The sequence below is a fragment of the Actinacidiphila glaucinigra genome (assembly GCF_035918135.1).
Classification (GTDB): Bacteria; Actinomycetota; Actinomycetes; order Streptomycetales; family Streptomycetaceae; genus Actinacidiphila; species Actinacidiphila glaucinigra.
Genome location: NZ_CP109144.1, coordinates 1,926,708 through 1,940,855 on the forward strand (window position 1 = coordinate 1,926,708; position 14,148 = coordinate 1,940,855).

9 protein-coding genes and 1 pseudogene are annotated in these 14,148 nt (G+C 75.3%); 4 read left to right on the top strand and 6 right to left on the bottom strand.

The window, feature by feature from the left end; all coding sequences use genetic code 11:
• Genes OIE69_RS08515 through OIE69_RS08525 form a run of 3 tightly spaced genes read right to left on the bottom strand, consistent with a single transcriptional unit; the run spans position 1 to position 7,000 of the window.
• A complete protein-coding gene (locus OIE69_RS08515) occupies positions 1–1,170 on the bottom strand; it encodes an ATP-binding protein (protein ID WP_326571332.1) in 1,170 nt (389 codons plus the stop codon).
• On the bottom strand, positions 1,167–6,149 hold the full coding sequence (locus tag OIE69_RS08520) for a hypothetical protein (RefSeq protein WP_326571333.1): 4,983 nt from the start codon (positions 6,147–6,149) through the stop codon (positions 1,167–1,169). Before OIE69_RS08520 ends, OIE69_RS08515 begins: the two co-directional genes overlap by 4 nt.
• Positions 6,146–7,000, bottom strand: a complete 855-nt coding sequence (locus tag OIE69_RS08525; RefSeq protein ID WP_326571334.1) for a DUF4132 domain-containing protein — start codon at positions 6,998–7,000, stop codon at positions 6,146–6,148. The genes OIE69_RS08520 and OIE69_RS08525 overlap by 4 nt, the downstream gene beginning before the upstream one ends.
• Before the next feature lie 340 nt (positions 7,001–7,340).
• Here OIE69_RS08525 and OIE69_RS08530 point away from each other — a divergent pair, with 340 nt between their 5' ends.
• From OIE69_RS08530 to OIE69_RS08545, 4 genes and pseudogenes are all read left to right on the top strand, one after another.
• On the top strand, positions 7,341–8,663 hold the full coding sequence (locus OIE69_RS08530) for a hypothetical protein (RefSeq protein WP_326571335.1): 1,323 nt from the start codon (positions 7,341–7,343) through the stop codon (positions 8,661–8,663).
• Between the two features lie 70 nt (positions 8,664–8,733).
• Positions 8,734–9,288: an AAA family ATPase gene (locus tag OIE69_RS08535; RefSeq protein WP_326571336.1), complete on the top strand. Its 555-nt coding sequence runs from the start codon at positions 8,734–8,736 to the stop codon at positions 9,286–9,288.
• A gap of 135 nt (positions 9,289–9,423) precedes the next feature.
• Positions 9,424–10,212: pseudogene (locus tag OIE69_RS08540) on the top strand (beta-galactosidase small subunit); the annotation flags it as partial.
• Positions 10,209–11,378, top strand: a complete 1,170-nt coding sequence (locus OIE69_RS08545; RefSeq protein ID WP_326571337.1) for an MFS transporter — start codon at positions 10,209–10,211, stop codon at positions 11,376–11,378. The pseudogene OIE69_RS08540 and the gene OIE69_RS08545, both read left to right, overlap by 4 nt.
• A 54-nt stretch (positions 11,379–11,432) precedes the next feature.
• Here OIE69_RS08545 and OIE69_RS08550 read toward each other — a convergent pair whose 3' ends face one another.
• From OIE69_RS08550 to OIE69_RS08560, 3 genes are all read right to left on the bottom strand, one after another.
• Positions 11,433–12,599, bottom strand: a complete 1,167-nt coding sequence (locus OIE69_RS08550) for an MBL fold metallo-hydrolase (RefSeq protein WP_326571338.1) — start codon at positions 12,597–12,599, stop codon at positions 11,433–11,435.
• A 288-nt stretch (positions 12,600–12,887) separates the two neighbouring features.
• Positions 12,888–13,316, bottom strand: a complete 429-nt coding sequence (locus OIE69_RS08555) for a PPOX class F420-dependent oxidoreductase (RefSeq protein WP_326571339.1) — start codon at positions 13,314–13,316, stop codon at positions 12,888–12,890.
• Between the two features lie 135 nt (positions 13,317–13,451).
• Positions 13,452–14,081, bottom strand: a complete 630-nt coding sequence (locus OIE69_RS08560; protein WP_326571340.1) for a GNAT family N-acetyltransferase — start codon at positions 14,079–14,081, stop codon at positions 13,452–13,454.
• Positions 14,082–14,148: the final 67 nt, after the last annotated feature.

Here is a 14,148-nt window from a genome sequence, read left to right on the forward strand (position 1 = left end):
TCAGCCTTCCAGGACGGCGCGCAGCTCCCACAGGGTGCGCCAGGTCGGGGAGCCCTGCTCGGCGCGGCGCCGTACCGGGCCGTCCCAGTAGCCGAGCAGCCGGGCTGCGTCGGCCGGGTCGTCCTTGCGGACGACGCCGAGGAGGTGGCCGGGCAGCAGCCCGAGCACGTCCCGGTCGCCGGGGAAGTACGCGGCGGCCAGGGCGAGCGCTCCGGCGACCGCGACGCCCTCCGCGGTGCTCATCACCGTGGAGGGCCGCTCGACTTCCCAGCCCTCGGCGGAGCGGCCCTCGCGCAGGTCGCGGAAGGCGGTGACGAGGGCCTCCAGGACGGCGTCGTCGACCTGGTACGGGGCGCCGGCCCGTTCGACCGCGGCGCGGGACTGGCTGCGCACGAGCGCCGTCTCGGCGTCGAGGTCGCCGATGGGGCCGACGGTCTCGAAGTTGAAGCGCCGCTTGAGGGCCGCGGACATCTCGGAGACGCCCTTGTCGCGGAGGTTGGCGGTGGCGATCAGGTTGAAGCCGGGTGCCGCGTGCGCCAGGGCGTCGTCGCCGCCGGCGAGTTCGGGGACGGCGATGCGCCGTTCGGAGAGCAGGGAGACCAGGGAGTCCTGCACCTCGGGCAGGCAGCGGGTCACCTCCTCGACGCGGGCGATGGCGCCGCGGGTCATGGCGGTGAGCACGGGTGAGGGGACGAGCGCCTGCCGGCTGGGGCCCTGGGCGAGCAGCAGGGCGTAGTTCCAGCCGTACTTGAGCTGGTCCTCGGTGGTGCCCGCGGTGCCCTGGACGACGAGCCCGCTGGTGCCGCAGATCGCGGCCGACAGCAGTTCGGAGAGCATCGACTTGGCGGTGCCGGGCTCGCCGACGAGGAGCAGGCCGCGCTCCCCCGCGAGGGTGACGACGCATCGCTCCACCAGGGCGCGGTCGCCGACGAACTTGCCCTCGACGACGAGGCGGCGCGGCACGCCCTCGGGGACCTCGGCGTCGTCGGGCAGGCGCAGGGCCCGGCCGTCGCTGCCCATCACGAAGGTGACGGCGGCGCGCGGGGTGAGCAGCCAGGCGGGCGGGCGCGGTCCGCCGTCGTGGGCGGCGAGGAAGGCGAGTTCGGTGGCGTACCGGTCCTCGGGCGGGGTGATCTGCCGCGCGGCGGGGGCGGGTGCTGTGGTGGTCATCGGCGGCGGCCCTTCCGGGTGGCACGGGTGGTGAGTTCTTCGAAGGCGGGCGCGTCGCCGGCGCGGACGCGTTCCCAGGCGCGGGCGAACAGCTCGGGCACGGGCAGCAGCGGCACGACGCGGGCGTGGTCGCGGACCGGGTAGAGGCCTTCCTTCCAGGTCTCCACGGGAAGGGCGGGCGCCTTGAGGTCGCGCCAGCCGCAGGGCAGGAAGAGGGTGCGGCCGGCCCGTGGGCGCTTGGCCTCCACGACGAGGCCGGTCGCGGTCAGTTCGGCGCGGGCCTTCTTCATGCGGGTGGGCTTCCAGCCCGTCCAGCGGGCGCAGTCGCGGTCCGTGGGGTCGGGCAGGGCGAGCAGCTGGAGGTAGAGCGCGGCGGCGTCCTCGCTCAGGCCGTGGGCCGCGGCGACCTCGGTGACGAGGTCGGGCACGGAGACCGTGGGGTCCTGGGCGTGGCCGGCGGTTGCGCCGGCCTCACCGCCCGCCGCGAGGGCACGGGCGAGTCCGTCGCCGAGCACGGCGCGCAGCGCCTGGACGCCCCCTCCGCCCTGGACGCCGACGAGCCCCTCGACGAGGCCGAGTACGGGGTCGTCGGCCCCGGTCAGCCCGGCCGGCCGGACGAGCACCGTCTCGGTGTCGCTGTACCAGGGGCGGAGCGCCAACGCCTCGCCCACGTCCGTCAGTCCGTGGGAGCCGGCGCCGCCGGCGGCGGGCAGCCCGTACGCCTTGCGGATCTGGACGGCGGTGGGGCCGCCCTTCTCCGTCCAGGCGATGTCGAGGTCGAGCAGGAGACCGGGGTCGGCCATCCGCCGGCGCAGCGCCGCCAGACCCTCGGGGAGGGCGGTGCGCAGCGGATGGCCGTACGGCAGACCGTAGGCGAGCCCGGCGAGCGCGGCGACGGAGCGGGTGATGTCCTGCCGGCCGGGCAGCGCGGAGGGGTCGGCCGGGACGAGGTCCCCGTCCTTGTCGGGGCGCTGCACCGTGGTGCGGCTCAGCCACGGCGTCAGCGCGGGGTTGAGCACGGCCTCGGCGGACGCCGCGGTGACCCCGGCGAGGCCGGCGGCGACGTCTTCGGGCAGGCGGACGACGGAGCCGAGGCGTTCCTCCCAGAGGCGGCCCGCGGCGGCCGTGTCGGGGCCGTGGGTCCACAGGTCGGCGGGGTCGTCGGGGAGCAGGGATCCGATGAGGGCGGCGCAGTCGCGCCGGGTGACCGAGTTCAGCAGATCGTCACCGAAGCCCTTCTGGCGTGGCTTCAGCTCCATGAGGGCCAGCGCGTCGGCGCCCGGCTCCTCCGGTCGCCCGGCGACGAGCAGGGCCGCCTGGACGGGGCCCAGTCCTGTACGGGTCGCCGCCGCGAGCGCGGCGGGGGCGTCGGCACGCCAGGGCGCGGGGCCCTTGTCGCGGACGAGGCGGGCGACGGCGGCGAGCCGCTCGGCGGGGAAGACGGGCGCGCGGTCCGTCTCGTCCTCCAGGGTGAAGTGGGCGACGGCGCCGAACGCCCCGGTGGGGTCGTGGTCGAGGGCGAGCCAGTGGACGCGGTCGCGGTCGCCGTCGATGTTCTTGCAACCGAGGATCACCACGGTGCGGCCGCCCTTGCGCAGGACCTGGCCCGCGCGTCGCTGCTTCTCGTGCTTCTCGCCGAGGACGATCTCGCGCAGGCCGCTCCCGGGGACCGCCAGCGGGCCCTCGGTGATCGCGTCGAAGAGGAGGAGCAGCCCCTCGCGCATCGCCTGACTCGTGACGGGCGACGCGGCACGGTAGGCCAGGGGGCGCAGCACGGCCAGCGTGGACGGCCACACCATGCCGATGCCGGGGACGGTGTGCTCCTCGCTGTGCCAACCGTCGCCGACGGCGCCCAGCGCGGCCCGGTCCGGCAGCGGCTTGCCGTCGGCCTCCTTGCCGGACAGGACGTGGTTGACCGCCCGGATCTGCTGGAGCACGCTCCACTGCATGCCGCCGCTCCACCAGGAGTAGCCCTGCTGGTCGGCGATGCCGGAGGCGGCGGAGCGAAGGGTCGTGTCGTCGCCGTGCAGCGGCTTGTAGTCGCAGAACATGCCCTCGGTGCGCCGGAGCGGCTGCCGGGGCTTTTCGGCGGGCGGGGCGACGAAGGACGCGACGGACTCGGCGTGGCGCAACGTGCCCCGGACGAGGGCGGTGACGCCGATGAGCAACCGTTCGTCCGTGAGCGCGGGAAGGGCGGCGGCGACGGCGGTCCGAGCGACGTCCTCCGCCGTGGGGCCGGTGTACTTCTTGGTCCTGTTCGCCTCGGCCTGACGCTCCGCCAGGGCGTGCGCTGTGACCCGCAGCACCTCGGCCGCCTGCTCGTCGTCGAAGGCGCGCAGCACCGCCGAGGCCCCCTCGTCACGCGGGCGCAGGGCGTGCCAGTAGGCGAGCGGCGGTACGTAGCGGGTGCCGGCCGCGAAGTCGCCGCCCGGCTCGGTGAGCGCCACACTGCCCAGCTCGTCGTCGCAGGTGACGTCGCCCGCCGCGTACAGCGACACCGTCTGGTTCACGAGCGTGACGACGGGCTCGGCCCCGGGCAGTCGCAGCGCGCCCAGGGGAACGCAGTGACTCCACCTCCGCTCCCGGGTGGGGAAGGTGACGGTGCGGCCGTCGGGCGTACCGGTGACGGTCCGGGTCTCCCCGCCCTCCTCCTCGTCACGGACCCAGCGGCCCAGGACGGTGCCGTCGGTGCCGAAAGGGCTCTGTTCGAGGCCGGGTTGCAGCGGCAGGACCTCGCAGTTCTCCTGGCTCAGCCTCGCTCCGTCACGGATGCCGGAGCGGAGGAAGGCGGGCAGGGAGGCACGGCCGTGGGTGCCGGTGGCCGGGTCGTACTCCATCCACACCTCGTGGCCGCCCTGCTTGCCCTGGCGCCAGAGCGTGGTGCCGTCGCCGAGGACGGGCCGGCTGGGCGGCAGCACGGTGTCGCCGGCGTGCAGGGTGCGGCCGCCGGTGGCGCGGCCGCCGCCGGGCAGCGGGATCGACGTGGCGGCGACGTGGCCGTGCCACCAGTGCGGGAGCTCCTCGCCTCCGACGGTGAACACCTCGGCGGCCCGGGCGGACCAGTAGCCGAGCTGCTTGCCGTCCTGCCACCACATGACGAGGAGTTCGCCGTCGGCCCAGCGGAAGTGGGGGCGGCTCCAGCGGTCGAGTTCGACGGGGATGCGCAGGTCGTGCTCGAGCAGCACCTTGTCGGGCCCGACGACGACGGCCTTGTCCCCGCGGTTGAGGATCAGTGCGGGCCAGGCCTCGGCGACGGTCAGGGTGTGGTCCTTGTTCCTGGCGACCGCCGTGTCGAGCAGGCGCAGGCCCTCTTCGAGGGCGGGCCAGCCCAGTTCGTCGAGGATGCCCTCGCGAAGGGTGCGGCCGAGCAGCGGCGCGATCTCGTGCGCGGCGACCCGGGCCACGGCCTGCGGGTTGACCCGGGCCGCGACGGAGCGGAAGGGGCGCAGCCGGCGGACGGCGGTGCGCGCGGCGGGCAGGCCGGCGGCGCGGGTGAACTGCCCGGCGGCCTCGTCCAGCCACGCGTGCAGGACGTCACCGAGCACCGGGTGGCCGGCGAGGGCCTCCACCACACCGGGCAGCCCGTGGTCCTCGCCGAGGCTGCCGACGGCCTTGTACAGCAGGCGGCGCAGGCGCGGGTCGGCGCCGGTGGCGACGAGGTCGCGGCGGCCGGGGTCGGCGGTCTCCAGCCACTGGCGCAGCGGCAGGTGTACGGAGACGTCCTCGGCGGGGACGGTCAGCGGCACGCTCTCGGCGGCGCACAGGTCGAGCAGGTCGAGTTCGGCGCCGTGGTGCCAGCGGCCCGTGAAGAGGTCGACGGGCCTGCCGTCGGCCCGCAGCCGGGGCGCCATGCGGGTGACGAGGCCGAGGGTGGCCGCGGAGCGTTCGGAGGCGCCGGAGCCGTGCTTGCGGTGGCTCGCCCAGCGGCTCAGCCAGTCCGCCGCGTCGACGGCCCGCGAGGCCTCGCCCGCCTCGCCGGTGAGCAGGGTGTCGGCGCCCGTCTCGACGAGCAGGGCGAGCCAGAACTCGTCGCCCTCGGCGTCGTGCCCGAGCCCGGTCGGCATGATCTCCAGCAGCCGCGCGCGAACGGCCGGTTCGCGCTCGGCGAGGACGGTGAGGGTGGCGCGGTAGGCGGTCCAGAAGGACCCGGGGGCGCGGACGACGGCGGGCGAGGCGACGAGATCGGCGACGAGGGCGCACTCCTCGGTGACCCGGTCGAGGCCGGCGGCCTTGATCAGGCTCCTGGCGTCCTGCGGCAGGGACGCGTACGGGGGCATTCCCGCGGCGCAGCGCTCCACGGTCAGCTGCCGGAACTGCCGCCATGCCTCGGCCGGGTCCAGCCGCCGCGCCAGGTCCTTGACGTGTTCCTTGAGGGCCTTGACGGTGAGGGCGCCGGCGAAGGCGAACTCCAGGAAGACGGCGCGCTGCCGGTCCTCGTCGACGGCGAGGCCGTGGACGCGCTCGGCGGCGCGGGCCTTGCCGAAGAAGGCGGCGGCGTACGTGGTGTTCTCGTGCTGGAGGAAGACGCGGGCCGCCTGCTCGTGGAAGGTGGGCAGGAAGTGCGGTACGGCGCGGCCCAGGCGCTCGGCGAGCGCGTCGAAGCCGTCCTTGGCGGCGCCGGCACGGGACTTGGCCATCCGGGCGAGCCGCTCGACGTCCTTGACGAGGGCGAGCGCGTGGTGCCCGTTGGCCGGGTCGTTGACCAGGGCCCAGGCGGGGAACCCGAGGGTCTCCCGGCGGACCTGGCCGACCTCGGGAGCCTCGTCCTCGCGGGTCAGGCCGAGGAAGTCCAGGGCGAGGTCCTCGGCCTCCCCGAGGGTGCCGGGCACGAGCCGGACGACGCGCCGGTCGTCCAGTACGGGGTGGGTGTAGGTGCGGACGGTGAGCGTGTCGGCGTCCTCACGGGTGGTGGTGCCGGGCGGCACCACCGCGCCGGCGTCGAGCAGCGCGGCCGTGGTGGTGGGGTCGTACGTGGTCATGCCGCCTGCTCCTCGTCCTCGATGTCGCGTCCCGCGTAGAGCGCGGCCGCCATGCGCATGCCCTCGGACCAGGCGACAGGCCCGATCTGATCGAACGTCAGGGTCTTCCCGGCGGTGTCGGTCCAGGACAGGGAGCCGGTCTCGGTCTCGCTCCAGCCGTCGTAGTCGCCGATCCAGATGCGGGCCTCGACGGCGCGGCCGTCCTCCAGCACGGGGCAGACGGAGTGCCCGCCGCGCACGCGGTAGCCGAGGGAGGTGGCGCGGCCGTGCAGGAAGCGCAGCTCCTTGAAGGTGCCGCCCGCGTACTCCTCGACGAGCGTGCCCTCCGGGTCGAGTCCGGCGGGCCGCTGCCACACCTCGCGGAAGAGCTGCTGCGCCTTCTGCTCCACGCCCAGCTCGACGGCGAACTCCCGGAGCTCCGCCAGGTCGTCGAGGAGGACGGGGTGCGGGATGCGCACCATGTCCGGGGCGATGCGCACGGTGTCGCCGTCGAGGTCGACCAGGCCGAGGCCGCGGTCGGTGCCGGCGTCCCGCAGGAAGCCGGCGACCTGTCCGTCCTCCCCGGTGACGACGAGGTCGCGCAGGGCCGCCCGCCACGCGGGGTCGGGCCACACGCGGCCGATCACGGCGAGCGGCACGGGCAGCGAACGCACCATCCAGCGCTCGACGTCGGCCAGGCACCGGCGTTCGTGACGTTCCAGCCACTCCGTGAGCTGCCGCAGCCCCGTGATCACCGGGTCGTCCGCGAGCTTCGCCGGCACCGACTTCAGCCGGCGGCCCGCCGCGTTGCGGCACACGACCTTCCCCTCGTCGAGGGCCACTTCGTAGTCGCCCACCGATACCCACCCCATGCGTGCCTCCCTGCAACGCCGTGATCAAGTGACCGGAACACTAGGCGAGGCCACTGACAACGCCCCCGCCACCTTGTTGACAAGGCGCTCGGCCGCAACCGGAAGGGCTCGCGACGGGCGCCGGCAGCCGCGGGCAGGGGGCCCTGACGGGCCGCCGGCGAGGGCGGGCCTGCACCCCGCACCGTGAGGACCGTGACTGCTGCCGCCGCGAGGGACCTGGCGCCGACAGGCGTTCTGCGGGCATCGGTCGACCTGGGCAACCCGGTGCCGGCGTACGGCACCGCGCGCTCCCCCGGCGGTCCGTCCCGTACGTCGTGGAACGCCCCCGAAGAACACGGTGGTGGCGGCGACCCTCATGGAGGGCCGCGAGGTCGAGACCGGCGCCAGCGACCGGGACAGGCGCGACGCCGACCGGGAGCTGTACGAACGCGTCGCCTGCTACTGCACCGTCAAGATCCTCGCCGACCCGCGCTCGCAGGACCGCATCCCCCGCTGGGAGAGCTGGGGCGACGACCCCGACGCGTATCTCCTCTACCGCCTGGGCACCAAGGCGCAGGAGGACGCACTGGCAGCGAACAAGCGCCGGGACGTCGACGGCGAACGGGCCGGGCACGAGCGGGCCCTGAAGCACTTCGAGGAGGCGGCGGCGCTGGTGCCGGGGAACCTCACGGTCCGGCTGCACCAGGCGGGTGTACGGGAACTGATGGGCCAGTTCCCCGGCGTCACCGACCCCGGTGACCACATCCGGCGGGCCGTCGAGATCTACACGTACTGCGTCCAGCTGTGGCCCGAGCACATCGAGACCGCCTACCGGCTCTCCATCGCCCGCGCCGAGGAGAGCCGCCACCCGGCGCACCGGGAGGAGCGGGCGAGGCGCCGCGAACCCGCATCGCGGGAGCACCTGCGGCTGCTGCTCGGCCGCCTGTCGCGGCGCGCCATCCTGCGGCGGTACGCCCGCACCCTGCTCCCCGGCCGCCGCAACCTCGGGGAACGCCGCTACTGGCGGCAGTGGTGGGCCATGGAGCGGCCCCGTCCCTCCCTGCGCACCCGCCGCCGCTCCTTCCGCGGGGCGGTGCGGATCGCCAGCGCCGCCGAGGTGCTGCGCGAGAACGGCTCGCCCGGTCCGGATGAACTGCGGGCGGCGTTCCGGAACGTGGCGCGGGAGGTCACCGGGGGCTGGGCACGCTGGGGCCGGCTGTGGGGCGGCCCCGACTGGGGGCTGCGCAGGCTGCTCTACGCCGACCACCGCACCGGCGCCGACCACGTGGGCGGGGACACCCACAGCCGGGCGGGCATCGCCGGTTCGGCGCCCCGGCACCGCGGTTCGAACCGGGCCGCCGCCGGATACCTCGTCAACTACAACGCGGCGTGCTTCCTCAGCCTGGCGCTCGCCACGCGGCCTCCGGCGGGGTCCGCCGCCTGGACGGACGACGAGTGGCGCGAGGACTGCGCGCGGGCGGCCGTCGTCCAGCTCAACACCAGCCTGCGGGTGACCCGCAGCCAGTTCTCCGCGGCCTGGGCGGAACGCGACACCGACCTGCGCCCGCTGTTCACCGGCCGTCTGGACGGCGGGCCGGTGACGGCGTGGGGCGAGATCGGGCGCAACTGGGCCCGGTTCACGGGCATCGACGTCACGGAGGAGGCGGCCGCCGCCCCGCCGTGAGGCACCGGGTGCCGCGCGGACGGCGGGGCGGCTCCTCCACGGCCGCCCGCGGCGTGGTTAGGGTCGCGGCATGTTAGCCGTATTGGTCAACGGACTGCCCGGCGCCGGGAAGACGACCCTCGCCCGGATGCTCGCCCGTGAACTGGAACTCCCCCTGTTCGGCAAGGACTCCGTGAAGGAGACCCTGGCCGACGCGCTGGCCGCGCTGCGCCCGGCCGGGAGCGGCACCCGGGAGTGGAGCCGCAGTCTGGGAGCCGCGGCGGGCGAGACGTTGTGGACGCTGCTGGCGGACGCACCCGTCGGGGCCGTGCTGGAGAGCCCGTGGCCGGCCCACATGCGCCCCGTGGTGGCCGCGGGCCTGGCCCGGGCGGGCGCGTCCGAGGTGCACGAGGTGTGGTGCGCCGTGCCGCCGGACACCGCGCGCCGCAGGTTCCGGGAGCGGGCGGCGGCGCGGCACCCGGTGCACACGGAGGGCGCGCGGTTTCCCGAGGAGGAGTGGCGGTTCTGGACGGAGAGGGCCGAACCGCTGGGCCTGGGCAGTGTGCACCGGGTGGACACCACCCGCCCGGTGGACGTCGTGCAGCTCGCGCTGCGGATCGCGGGCGGCCCGTTCCCGGCCCTGTGAGGCACGGCGGGGTGTGCGCGAAGCGCTTGTTCGACTCCCGCCCGGCGCCCTAGCGTGAGGACCCGTCGGCGCCGGCGGCGGCACGGGAGGGAGACCCCGGGGATGGAGCGGACGTCTGCCGGCATCCGCGCGACCGCCCGCGCCGGGCCGCTGCTCGACGGCTTCGCCCTCGCCGGCCCCCGGCTGGACGTGTGGCGTGCCCCGACGGACAACGACCTCGGCGCCCCCTGGCAGTCCGACCCGCGCCACGGCCTGCTGTGGCGGGAGGCCGGCCTGCACCGGATGCGGCACCGGGTGGACGGCGTCGCCGCCGAGGACGACGCGCTCACCGTCACCACGCGGGTCGCCCCCGCAGCCGGTTCCCTCGGGCTGCGCACCGTCTACCGCTGGACCGCGGACGGCGAGCGGCTGCACCTGGCGGTGGCGGTCACCCCCGAGGGCCGGTGGACGCTGCCGCTCCCCCGGCTCGGCGTCCGCCTCGGCCTGTGCGGCACGCTCACCCGTGCCGAGTGGTTCGGCGGCGGCCCCGGCGAGGCCTACCCCGACACGCGGGCCGCCTCCCGCATCGGCCTCCACACCGCCTCCGTCGACGCCCTGCAGACCCCGTACGTCCGCCCGCAGGAGAACGGCGCCCGCGCCGACGTCCGCCGGGTGCGGCTGCGCCGGGAGGACGGGACGGGGGTGGCGATCGAGGGCGGCCCGCCCTTCTGGTTCGCCGCCCGGCGCTGGACGGCCGAAGAGCTGGACGCCGCCGCGCACACCTGCGACCTGGTGCCCGGGGAGACCCTGTGGGTCAACCTCGACCACGCCCTGCACGGCATCGGCAGCCAGTCCTGCGGGCCCGGTGTGCTGCCCCGCCACCGGCTGGAGGCCGCCCCGGCCTCGTTCGGCTTCACCTTCACCACCCTCGGGGAGTCCCGGTGACCACCGCCCTGCGCGACACCAAGCCCGCGCCCCGCCTCTTCAGCCGGCCCGCAGTGGTGGCGTCCTGCGCCGGGTTCGTCCTCATCGGCGCCCTCCAGGCGCTGTACGGCCCCGCGCTGCCGGCCCTGCGGCAGGAGCACGGACTGTCGCCGTCGATGGCCGGGCTGGGGCTGAGCGCGCACTTCGTCGGCGGTGTCGCGGGGGTGCTGCTCTTCGACGCGGTCCACGGCCGGATCGGCAGCCGGCGGCTGCTGACGGTGTCGTACGCGTTGATGGCGGTGGGCGGTGGCGCCTTCGCACTCGCGCCGGACTGGCCCTTCGCGCTGGGCGCGGCGCTGCTGACGGGGCTCGGCTTCGGCGGTATCGACTACGGGCTCAACCAGTTGTTCGCGGTGGGCTTCGGGGACCGCGGCGCGGCGATGCTCAACGTGCTCAACGCCCACTTCGGGATCGGCGCGGTCGCCGGTCCCGCCCTGCTCGCCGCGCTCGGCCCCGACCGTTACGCGGTCGTGTTCGCCGGATGCGCCGTCCTCGCGGGTGTCCTCGCGCTGAGCACGCGCGGGGTCCGGGCGCAGGCGCCGCCCGCCGCGCCCGCCACCCCCCGGCCGGGCGCGAGGGGGCGGCTGGTCACGCCGGTGCTGCTGGGCTTCGTGGCGATGTACGTCCTGCATGTGGGGGTGGAGGCGGGGGTCGGCGGCTGGGAGCCGACCCATCTGGAGTCCCTGGGGCACCCGGCGGCGTACGCGGCGTCCGCGACGGCGGTGTACTGGCTGATGATGACCGCGGGACGGTTCCTCGTCGTCCCGATCGCCCTGAGGTACCCGGCGCCGCGGATCCTGCTGGTGTGCTGCGCCGGGATGACGGGCTGTCTGGCCCTGGCGGCGGTGCCCGCGCTCGCGCCGTACGCCTACGCGGGTGTCGGGCTGTTCATCGCCCCGCTCTTCCCGACCGGGCTGCCGTGGCTGGCCCGCGCGGTACCGGGGGCGCGCCGCGCGGGGGCATGGGTCATCGCCGCGTCCATGGTCGGTGGTGTGGCGGCCCCGCCGGCACTCGGCAAGGGCATCGAGGCCTCCGGCGTCGGCGCCGTCCCGCTGCTGCTGCTCCTGCTGTCGGCGGCGAGCCTCGCGGCGACGGCCTGGCTCACACGCGCGGCGGGCGACGGCTGACGGTGACGGCCCGCGGTGGAGGGGCGGGCGCGGTGGACGCCCGCCCCTCGTCGCTCACGCCGGGGCGCTGTCCGGCTGCGGGGCGGCCGGCCGCGCGTCGTCGGTGAGGGCGGGCCAGGTCCGGGCGGCGGCGCCCTGCGCGATCGCCCGCCACCAGGGGTCGAGCGGGAGTCCGGCCGCGGGCTCGAAGGGCTCGCCGGGGCGCGGTACGGCGACCCGGGCCCCCACGGCCAGCGCCGCGGTGACGGTGCCCTCCGCGGGCTCCTCCCACGGGTGCGGGGCCAGGTTGAACGTGCCCCAGTGGATGGGGAGCATGATCGCGCCGCGCAGGTCCTGGTGGGCGCGGACGCCCTCCTCGGGGGTCATGTGGATGTCCGGCCAGAAGTCGCTGTAGGCGCCGATCTGCACCATGGTGGCGTCGAACGGCCCGTACGCCTCGCCGATCTCCGCGAAACCGGGGAAGTAGCCGGTGTCGCCGCTGTGGTAGACGCGGTGTTCGGGCCCCGCGACGACCCAGGACGCCCACAGGGTGTGCTGGGTGTTGCGGATGGCGCGGCCGCAGAAGTGCCGCGCCGGGGTCGCGGTGAGGGTGAGGCCGGCCACCTGCGTCGACTCGTGCCAGTCCAGCTCGGTCGTCCGGTCCGCGGGGACGCCCCAGCGTTCCAGGTGCGCACCGACGCCCAGCGGCACCACGAAGCGGGTACCGGTACCGGCCAGCGCCTTGATCGTGGGCATGTCGAGGTGGTCGTAGTGGTCGTGCGAGATGACGATCACGTCGGCCTCGCCCAGTTCCTTCAGCGCCGCCGGCGGCCGGTGGAGGCGCTTGGGGCCGACGAAGGAGAACGGGGAGCACCGCTCGCCCCAGACCGGGTCGAACAGGACGCGGCGCCCGTCGATCTCGGCCAGGACGGTGGAGTGGCCCATCCAGGTGAGCCGCAGGCCCGAAGCGGGCGGGGCGGCCAGATCGGCAAGGGTCGTGGCGTGCAGCGGGATGGCGCCGGCCGGGGCCCTGCGGATCCGCTCCCCCTTGCGGAAGTACGTCCGGGCGAACCGCAGCATCGATCCGGAGGGCGCCGTACGTGCGCCGACGGGGTTGGTGAACACCCCGTCGGCGAAGTTCGGCGACCGCCGGATGCGCTCCATCCTCTCCCCGTAAGGGTTGTCTCCGAAGGCGGGGATGAGGCTGGAGAGCAGGGAACGCTTCGGACTGGGGCCGGACACGGCACCTCCCGTTGGTCGGCGGTCACGAACGTGCCGTGAGCCGTCCGGCCCCGGCAGAACCAGTATGTACAGCGACAACTCCTACACCGGTCATTCCGGTTCCGCGCCCCTTTGCGGGATCGGCCGGCGGCAGCCCGCCCCCACCTGTCCACGACCGGCGGCACGGCTGTGACCAGTCTGTTCGCCGGAGCGGGAGATCGTCGCCCGCACTCTCGATGGTGCCACCGTCACGGACCGGGTGCCGCCCGCCCCACCGGGCGCGGGCGGCGGACCGCGCCGCAGGGGCCCTTACGCGGGGCGGGGCTGGCCGTAGGCGCGCTCGACGTGGAGCTTCAGCACCAGGCGCCTGTCCTCGACCATGGCCCGGCGGTAGTCGTCCCAGTCAGGGTGCTCGCCCTGCACGGCGCGGAAGAGGTCGATGAGCTCCTCGACCGTCGCATCGTCCCGCTCCGCCGCGACGGGGGTGAGTTCCGCCGTGCCCTCCGCGACGGTCCAGGCCCAGCGGTCGGCCGTGGTGACGTGGTAGCTGGCCCGGGGGTCGCGCCGCAGGTTACGGGTCTTGGCCCGGTCGTCGGTGAGGGAGACCCGCAGGACTCGGGTGTCCGGGTCGTAGTGGTGGTTGACGTTGGACATCTGGGGGCGGCCGTCGCGCTTGAGGGTGACGAGCACGCCCCCGTTGGTGTCGGCGAGCAGGCGGAGAAGGTCGTTGTCGCTCATGGCAGCCTCAACGACCGTCCGGGGGCGAGGATTCCACGACCGCGTCCGCCGGGGCCGGCCGCCTCACCGGACCGCACGGGTGCCGGCGGCCAGGCCTTCAGAAGCCCGACCTGAAGGGCGCGTTGCGCGCCCCTCTCAGCCCCCGGCCGACGCCGACGTCCCGCGTCCCAGGTACGTCAAGGGGCCCGGTTCCGGGACGGGGAGCTCACGGAAGCCCATCCGGTCGTAGAAGGCACGGGCCGCGGTGTTGGCGGTGACCATGCCGAGGTGGACGGCAGCGACACCCCGGCCGGCCAGGACGGCGAGGAAACGCCCCATCAGTTCCCGTCCGTAGCCGCGCCGCTGGAACTCCGGCAGCAGGTCGATGTGAAGGTGCGCGGGGTACCCGGCGAGTTCGGGCACGATCATGCGCTCCGGGCGGTGCAGGAGTTCGGCCATCTCCTCGTCGGGGGTGACGGGGGGTCCGGACGGCTTCGGATGCCGGTGCTCGAGCCGGGGCAGCCACTCGGCGCGGAAGCGCCGCACGAAGGCGGCGGTGTCCGCGGTGCCGACGATGTAGCCGACGGCGCGCATGCCGTCGTCGACGACGAAGGCGAGGCCGGGCTCCAGGTGGGCGTAGGGACCCGCGAAGTTGTCCGGCAGCAGCTCCTGGTCGGTGTAGAGGTGCCGCGCGTCCCCGCCCTCGTGGCCGGTGCGCACGCAGATGTCGTAGACGGCGGCCCGGTCCTCCGGGCGGTACGGGCGGATCACGGCGCGTGGGGTCATGCGGGCATGATGCGCGCATGGGAGCGCTCCCACAACCCCTGCGGCACACCGCGTTAGGCTGAATCAC